The sequence below is a fragment of the Planktothrix mougeotii LEGE 06226 genome, from assembly GCF_015207485.1.
In the GTDB taxonomy this organism is placed as follows: Bacteria; Cyanobacteriota; Cyanobacteriia; order Cyanobacteriales; family Microcoleaceae; genus Planktothrix.
In genome coordinates, this window is sequence record NZ_JADEWU010000134.1 from 1 (window position 1) to 8,022 (window position 8,022).

At 39.7% G+C, this 8,022-nt stretch carries 6 protein-coding genes and 1 rRNA gene; 2 read left to right on the forward strand and 5 right to left on the reverse strand.

Translation table 11 applies throughout. The annotated features are described in order from the left end of the window. Positions 1-128: ribosomal RNA gene (locus tag IQ236_RS27065) — 23S ribosomal RNA — on the forward strand; the annotation flags it as partial. A gap of 76 nt (positions 129-204) precedes the next feature. Here the strand turns inward: IQ236_RS27065 and IQ236_RS27070 are convergent. After that, positions 205-1,506, reverse strand: a complete 1,302-nt coding sequence (locus IQ236_RS27070; protein WP_193872263.1) for an FGGY-family carbohydrate kinase — start codon at positions 1,504-1,506, stop codon at positions 205-207. Positions 1,507-1,733: 227 nt separating this feature from the next. Here IQ236_RS27070 and IQ236_RS27075 point away from each other — a divergent pair, with 227 nt between their 5' ends. After that, positions 1,734-2,393, forward strand: coding sequence for a peptidoglycan-binding domain-containing protein (locus IQ236_RS27075; protein ID WP_193872265.1), 660 nt, complete (start codon positions 1,734-1,736; stop codon positions 2,391-2,393). A gap of 55 nt (positions 2,394-2,448) precedes the next feature. On the opposite strand, the gene IQ236_RS27080 is transcribed toward IQ236_RS27075, so the two are convergent. From IQ236_RS27080 to IQ236_RS27095, 4 genes are all read right to left on the reverse strand, one after another. After that, the gene (locus IQ236_RS27080) at positions 2,449-4,857 is read right to left on the reverse strand and encodes a serine/threonine-protein kinase (RefSeq protein WP_193872267.1); all 2,409 of its coding nucleotides are present in this window, start codon (positions 4,855-4,857) and stop codon (positions 2,449-2,451) included. A gap of 223 nt (positions 4,858-5,080) precedes the next feature. Then, positions 5,081-5,569: an NAD(P)/FAD-dependent oxidoreductase gene (locus tag IQ236_RS27085; RefSeq protein WP_322744385.1), complete on the reverse strand. Its 489-nt coding sequence runs from the start codon at positions 5,567-5,569 to the stop codon at positions 5,081-5,083. 294 nt (positions 5,570-5,863) lie between these two features. Then, positions 5,864-6,763, reverse strand: coding sequence for a WG repeat-containing protein (locus IQ236_RS27090; protein WP_193872269.1), 900 nt, complete (start codon positions 6,761-6,763; stop codon positions 5,864-5,866). Positions 6,764-6,954: 191 nt separating this feature from the next. Further along, positions 6,955-8,022 (reverse strand): calcium-binding protein (locus IQ236_RS27095; RefSeq protein ID WP_193872271.1); only part of this gene is annotated, 1,068 nt, incomplete at its 5' end.

The following is an 8,022-nucleotide window of genomic DNA, read 5'->3' on the forward strand; positions in this document are numbered from 1 at the left end:
CTCAAGATGATTACTCTCATTGGCTTAACCAAGTAAGGTCACGGGCAGAACACCCGTTTATAGGTGTTAGGTCGAAGTCCAGCGATGGATGCAGCCGAGACACACTAACAGACCGAGGGCTTGACCTTATCTCTGACTCCAGTTTTCTCTGCAATCTTCAGTGTTCCTGATTTTGAATTTAATTGAGTATGAGATAGTAATATCTTAAGCTTCATTTTTTACTTTCTTTAAGGCAAGTAACGCACTACCATAGGCGGCTTCTGTATGAATAGGTTGCACGATAGGAGCGTTTAAATAGCGCTGACGAATAGCTGTCCATGTGGAATTTTGGGCTCCACCTCCGGCGGTATAAACTTGAGTTAACGGAGTTGCGCCAAGCTGTTGTAAAAGTTGATAACCTTGAGCTTCAATTTTAGCCATACTTTCTAATAACCCTTGGAGAAACTCAACAGGATTATCAGGACGAGGTTCAAGAGTGGGAAGTAATTCAGGATTGTTTATCGGAAAACGCTCGCCTTTTTTAATTAAGGGATAATAATGTAAATGACTATTATTATTAGGGTTAATCTGACGACTGAAAGTTTCCAATTCAAGATCGCTAAAAAATTGACGTAATACGGCACCTCCCGTATTAGATGCACCTCCCGTTAACCATAAATCCCCTAAACGATGGCTATAAATACCATATTTAATATTATTTACGGGAGTTTTACTGAGGAGTTTTAAAACTAATGTTGAGCCTAAAGAGGTGACGGCCTCCCCTGGAACATTTGCCCCACTTGCTAAAAATGCAGCGATACTATCGGTGGTTCCTGCACAAACTTTACAGGTTTTGGGTAACTGTAATTGTTCTGCTATTTCTGGGGTAATTGTGGCGATGGGAGTTCCCGGAGAAACGACATCAGGAAGTTTCAATCGATCTAAATTGATCAGGGATTTTAAACTGTTAATTAACCAATGGGGATAGGCAAAATTCTCTACATCATAACCTAATTTTAAACTATTATGATAATCACTAATCCCTAATTTTCCATGCAGCAAAAATGCTAACCAATCAGCTTGATGGAGAAAGTATAAGCAACCCAATTGTTGTTGGATATCAATCTTTTTAACCGTTAGCCACCAGATCAGTTTGGCTAAACTAGAAGTGGCACTTATAACACAATGATCAGGAGGACTAATTTTTTTTAACAATTCTAAAACGGTAGCACCTCGACTATCATTGTATAAAATAGGGGAATCTACGGGGATACCTTGAGGATCACAAAGTAGCACAGTGGCAGAGGTTCCATTAATTACAATTCTTTGAATTTGACGGCGAACATTCACCGGAATTTCTTGAATCACTGTGAATAAAGCCGTTTTCCAAAGGGAAACGTATTCTGAAGAGTCTGTTAAGGGGGGAAACGGAAATTGAGTTTCAGCTACCACTGTTCCTTCAGGATTAATCGTAATAGAACGAGCACCGGACGTGCCAAAATCAATCCCGATATAAAAATTAACCATGCTTTCTCCGCCAAGGGGATTCATATTTTTGGATTTATAGTAAACTATAAAGTTTGTGCCTCCCAAAAATGGCAATAAATTTGTTAAGTTTTAATAAAAATAGCGGAAAACATAAAATTACTCTGGACGTTAATTGATCTGAAAGCTATAAATTAAGGGTTAGTAGCTGAATTTTAATCAGATTCACTACTGCTTATTGTAATTTTGAGCCATTCATCGAGGATTTCATGGATACGCTTGCTTATAATCATCTTGTTTCTGCTTATGAGTCTCCTCGGCAACCCCATCTCAATGGCGGTTTGGTACTATTCCGGGGCGTGAATTGGAGTCAAATGTCAACGGCTTGCTGGATGCCGATTGTAGCAGCAGCTATTGGCTTATCTGTGTTGAGTGTCAGCCAACCCGCCAGCGCAGCCCTCTACCGAGGCGATAGTGGCTATGGTGTTAAACAGGTTCAATATGCGTTACAGAATCAAGGTTATTTAAACGCCAGAGCAACGGGTTACTTTGGCTCCTACACAAAACACGCTGTCATGGCTTTTCAACGGGATAATGGCTTGCATCCCGATGGAGTTGTTGGCCCTGCAACGGCATCAGCGTTAGGAGTCGGTGGATATCATAAACCGAAGAAGCATCAGTATACTGATACCAGTTATGGCTGTAGTCGTTATTGTGGCGGGGGTAGTGGCTATCTGTCGCGGGGTGACAGTAGCTATCAGGTCAAAAAACTGCAAAATCGTTTAGCTAACCTGGGTTATTTTAATGCGAACTCCACAGGTTACTATGGGAAACTAACCGCCCATGCTGTTAAAGCATTTCAAGCAGATTGTGGACTCTCCGCCGATGGTATTGCTGGCCCTGCAACGCTGGCAGCATTAGGAATTTAGCTTTTTTTGTAGAGACGTGCCACGGCGCGTCTCTCTAGTTTCTACGCGGTTTGTATTAACGTAACCATAATTTAATCGTTTTGTCTTTACTTCCACTGACTAAACGATTTCCGTCGGGACTAAATTTAACCGAATAAATCTCATCTTGATGTCCGGTTAAGGTATTTAATAATTCTCCCGTTTTTAAATTCCAGAGTTTAATGGTTTTATCCCGGCTACCACTAGCAATAATCTTATTATCAGGACTAATGGCAACGGATAAAACATCGTTAGTATGTCCAGTGAGGGTATGAATTAAATCTCCGGTTTCTAGGTTCCACACTTTGACGGTATTATCCAAACTCCCACTGACAATTATTTTACCATCAGAACTGATGGCTAGTGAGCGCACCGCCTCTAAATGTCCGGTGAGGGTATTCATTAATTCTCCGGTGTCTACCTTCCAAATTTTAATTGTTTGATCTTTTGAACCTGTGACTAAAAGTTGATTATCGGGGCTAAAAATAGCGACATAAACCTCATCTTGATGGTCTGTTAAATTGTGTAAAATTTCACCTGTTTTTCGATTCCAAATTTTAACTGTTTTATCTGCACTAGCACTGGCAATTTTTTGATTATCCGGGCTAACATCCACTGACCAAATTGTTGCTAAATGTTGTAGGGGTTGATAAGGTTGTCCGGTGGTTAGATTCCATTCTAAGATTTGCCAAAATGCGCTTCCCGAGGAGATTTCTGTGCCATCGGAGTTAAAATCAACTGAATAAATCGGAGAAGAATCTCCTTCTAAACGTTTAGTTTCTGTTCCACTTTGAATATCCCAGAGTTTTACCAGTGTATCTTCACTCCCAGTGGCGAGAGTTTGACCATCGGGACTAAAGGTAACGGCCCAAACCGCATCGGAATTTTGAGCAAAATTTTGAGGCGTAACGGTTTTCCAAAACACTTTATCTTGACATTTTTGAATCAGATTTTGAAGGGCTTGATTTTGACGAGAGAGTTCAGCCATCTTTTGAGCTTCATCTAAACATTGATCATAATTTCCAACGGCTAAAAATTCATTAATTTTATTCAAGTTTTGAGTTTGTAATTCTTGTACATTTCTCCATTTTTGATATTCATAAGTTGCTAGAAGAATTCCCAATAAACTAACCAAACCTAATCCTAACCAAAGCAGTTGAGATAGATGAAGTTTTTTAAAGAATTTAGACTCTGTTTTTGGAGATGAGTATGGCTTTGGATTCCAACTAAAATTCTGGATAACTTGAGCAATTTGACTTAAAATAGATTGGGGTAAAATCTGCTTTTCAATAGCTGCAATATCTTCATTCGTTAAGCCTAAGAGTTGTTGTAATCGTTGTAATTCTTCACGGGTTTCAGGAGTAAAGGGATATTCTTGTTGCATCGTTGCAATTAACGCTTGTTCATACCGTTCTCCCTTTTCTCGATATTTCCGATAGGGGTTTAAAATTTCATCTTCAATTGCTTCTGTTTCTTCCGGTAACAACTCTAAACTTAAGCGCAATTCTTCTAAAATTTGCCGACCAATAATCGAAATTTCACCGCGATGATGGTTGGCGCAACTTTTAACTTCTTCCCGATAAATTTCTAGTTTAGATTTAGAAAGGTTAGGAGAATAGGGAGATTGAAAAGTTTTAAGAGCCGATAGAACTTCATCAGCAGATTGATACCGTTGCCGATAATCTGAACAAACCATTTTATCAATAATATCGCCCAATTCAACACTAATAATCGCTAAATGTCGCCAAACAATGTCCCCAACATTAGAGCCATTATTTTTCCGTAATTTGGGTAATTCAGATACAGGTAAACCCGTTAATGCTTGAATTGCAACCATTCCCAAAGCATAAATATCACTATTAAAATGGGGATGACATTGGAATTGTTCAAGAGGCATATATTCCAGAGTCCCAACACGACTGGTGGGGGAATTCTGATGAGAGTTGAGATTAATTTCTTTAACCGCCCCAAAATCCAGTAGCACAATTTTTCCATCGGTTTGACGACGGATTAAATTACCCGGTTTAATATCCCGATGGATGACTCCCTGTTGATGTACAAATTGGAGAATTCTTAACACATCCGTTAGCAAATTTATAACTTGATTTTCTGTTAAGGGCTGACCCGGTAAAATTTCATCAATTAAGGAATGACCCGCAATATAAGATTCGACTAAATAAAATTCTCGATTTTCTTCAAAATAAGCCAACAGGTGTGGAATTTGATCATGTTGAGACAGTTTTTCTAAGACCTTGGCTTCTTGTTGAAAGCGCTGACGGGCTACATTGACGAGTTTGGCATCTTCTGGGGCGAGATGCAAATGCTTAACAAAACACAACGACTCACCCGGTCGGCGAGTATCTTTGGCGAGATAGGTTTTCCCGAACTCCGTTGACTCAATCACGTCGATGACTTGATAGCGTCCATCTAAAAGCTGACCGACCATAGCAACAATATTGACCCTATTTTGTTTGATTATGCCATTAATTGTGAATGAGTGGTGCAATTAACACCCAAGTCATGAGTCAAGACGGCTCAAACAGGCGAAAGTTTTACGCTGAAACTGGCTGTGCTTGTTTTTGTTCTTAAAAATTGGGAATAAACTGATAAAATTTTAACTCTAAACTTGATACTTATTTTTTGAGTAGCTTCCCCTGTTTGGAGCGAAATTAAATTTGATGGAGTTGATCTCCTTGATGGGAAAAATTCGCTAAATCTCCAATTACAAAAATATTAGGATGGTTAGGAAGTGTTAAATTAGGTTCAACCATAACCCGTCCGACTCGATCTAATTGAGTACCTGTTGTCCGAGCGATCGCTTCTCCCATTTTAGACGCTTTTACCCCGGCTGCCCATAAAATTGTTTGGGCGGGAATCTGCTGAATTTCCTCTCCCGATTTCAACGTTACAACCTGATTATCAATATTGGTTACTAAGGTTTTTGTGCGAACTGTTACCCCTAAGTGTTCTAACCCTTTTTGAGCTTCAGCCGATAATTCTGGGGGGAATGGGGGCAAAATTCGATCCATTCCTTCTAATAATAAAATCTGAGTTTCAGAGGTATCAATACTGCGAAATTCTTCTTTAAGAATTCGATAGGCAATTTCCGCTAAAGCCCCCGCTAATTCAACCCCAGTGGGGCCACCTCCTACCACCACAAATGTTAATAAGGCTTGGCGTTTTTCCGGGTCAATTTCTTTTTCGGCTTAGACCAAACCTCTGAGTTTCTACTTGATCTTTCTACTAATAGAATCCTGTTTACGGGGCTGAAACGAGTCGATTGCCTGATCATACAATTATTGTTTTTAACTTTCTACTAACTGCTAAATGAAAGCCCTGAAGGGCTTACTACATAGAGACTTTCAACTAATAGAATCCTATGGCGGGACTGAACCATTATTTATTAATTCTCAATGCGTAATTATTTGAACAATTCAACTAAAATTAACAATTTATTTTGTAGGTTGCCAAACCCATGCACCTGCTGAATTAATATACCCCCATTCATCTTGAATTCTAACGGCTGCTAATCCCTGTTTAAATTCATTGGCACTATCAAATTGAAGCGGAATTTTTATCAAGGCTTTTTGATTAATATAACCCCATTGTTGTTTAATTTTCACGGCTGCTAACCCTTCGGAAAAATTAGCAGTTTCTTCATATTGTAAAGCAATCTCAAAATTTCCCTGATGATTAATATAACCCCATTTTCTGCCTTTTCTCGCCACTGCCAACCCTTGGGAAAAATCCCACCCATAATCAAATTCTGGTGGAATTACTATATTTCCCTTTTTATCAATATATCCCATTTTATCTTTAACTAAAACCATCGCTAATCCTTCAGAAAACCGCCAACTTAAATCAAATTGAGGTGAAATTACTATATTTCCCGTTGTATTAATATAACCAACTTTTCCTTGCAAGTTAATAGCGGCTAATCCTTCTTTAAATTCCGAGGTATTATCAAATTGAGGGGAAATTACCCATTCTCCTTGATGGTTAATATAGCCCATCTTTTTATCTTTTTGTACCGCAGCAAGTTGAGACGAGAAACTCCAGGCAAAATTAAACTGAGGGGGAATTATAAATTTTCCAGTTTTATCAATATATCCCCATTTATCATTAATTTTAACCGCCGCCAGTCCTTCGGAAAAACCCCAAGCGACATCAAACTTAGCCGGAATCACGAGATTTCCGTTTAAATCAATATAACCTTTTTGAGATTTAATTTTAACGGGGGCTAGTCCTTCCGAAAATCCTAATGTTGATTCAAATTGCGGTTCAATTACGACTTGTCCGACTTGGTTAATATATCCCCATTTTTTATTTTGAATAAAAGGATAGAGAAACATATAGCAATCCTAAATTATTTATGAAAAAGTTCTGTAGGGGTTTGGTTCCCAAACCCAGGCGCAAAAAGGGTTTGGAAGGGCATTACCCCTACGATAAAATATTACAACCTATTGAGGATTGCTATAGTGTTTTTGGGCATAGTTTCAATCCTAGGTATAATTTTTAGAGACGCGCCATGACACGTCTCTACTTATGTTGTGGTTTCTGTATTTCCCCCAGCAAATTGAATCGGACTACCGGGCTGACCAATATTTGCATCAAATTTAAAATCAGTAACACCATCGAGAATGGCAATTAATTCTGTTTCTTCTCCGGTTAATAAATAGATAGCCATTCCTTGGGGTAAATTTTCCGGGGAACCTGCGGCTAAATAATTACCAGGGCCTAAGAGCAATACATCTTCCTGGGGATTAAAATTAAGGATCAGTGCATAATCCACAAACCCAATTTCACTACCACCCCCATTGACATAATAGGTTTGAGTGGCATCCCCTAAAACAAAGGTATCATTTCCAATTCCCCCACTCAAGGTATCAATTTCAACAAATCCAGCAGGTTGAGAATTAGGGTCAACGCCGATGAGAATATCATTCTCTTTATCCCCACTGAGGAAGTCATTTTCGGTTCCTCCGATTAGGGTATCATCTCCTTGACCCCCATAAAGACAATCATTTCCTCTGGAACCAGCGACAATATCATTTTGCTGATCTCCCTGGAGCCAATCATTGCCCTTACCCCCTTCAAGGGAGTCTTGACCCTGACCCCCATAGGCGACATCATCATCATCTCCCGCCGCGATGGTGTCGTTATCTTGTCCGCCATAGAGGGTATCGCTACGAAGTCCCCCATCAATACTATCATCCCCGTTATCGCCAAAAATTAGATCTCGACCATCCTCACCCAAGAGAGTGTCATTATTAATTCCCCCATAAACCGTATCGTTATCAGCGCCAGCATTAATAAAATCATCGCCTTTATTTCCTTGTAGCAGGTCATTCCCCCCTTCACCAATTAGGGTATCGTTATTTTGACCGCCATAGATAATATCATTGCCACTATTGCCATTGAGGGAGTCATCCCCAGCAAATCCTAAAATAGTGTCATCTCCGCCTAAACCTGCTACCAAATCTTGTCTCTCAGTTCCTAATAGATTATCATTCCCCTCACTTCCTTGAACCAGAGGTGCTGTTATCGGGGTCGGTGTGGGGGGAGTGGTTGGGGTTGGCGTTGTCGGTGTAGGAGTGGTTGGTGTGGGGGG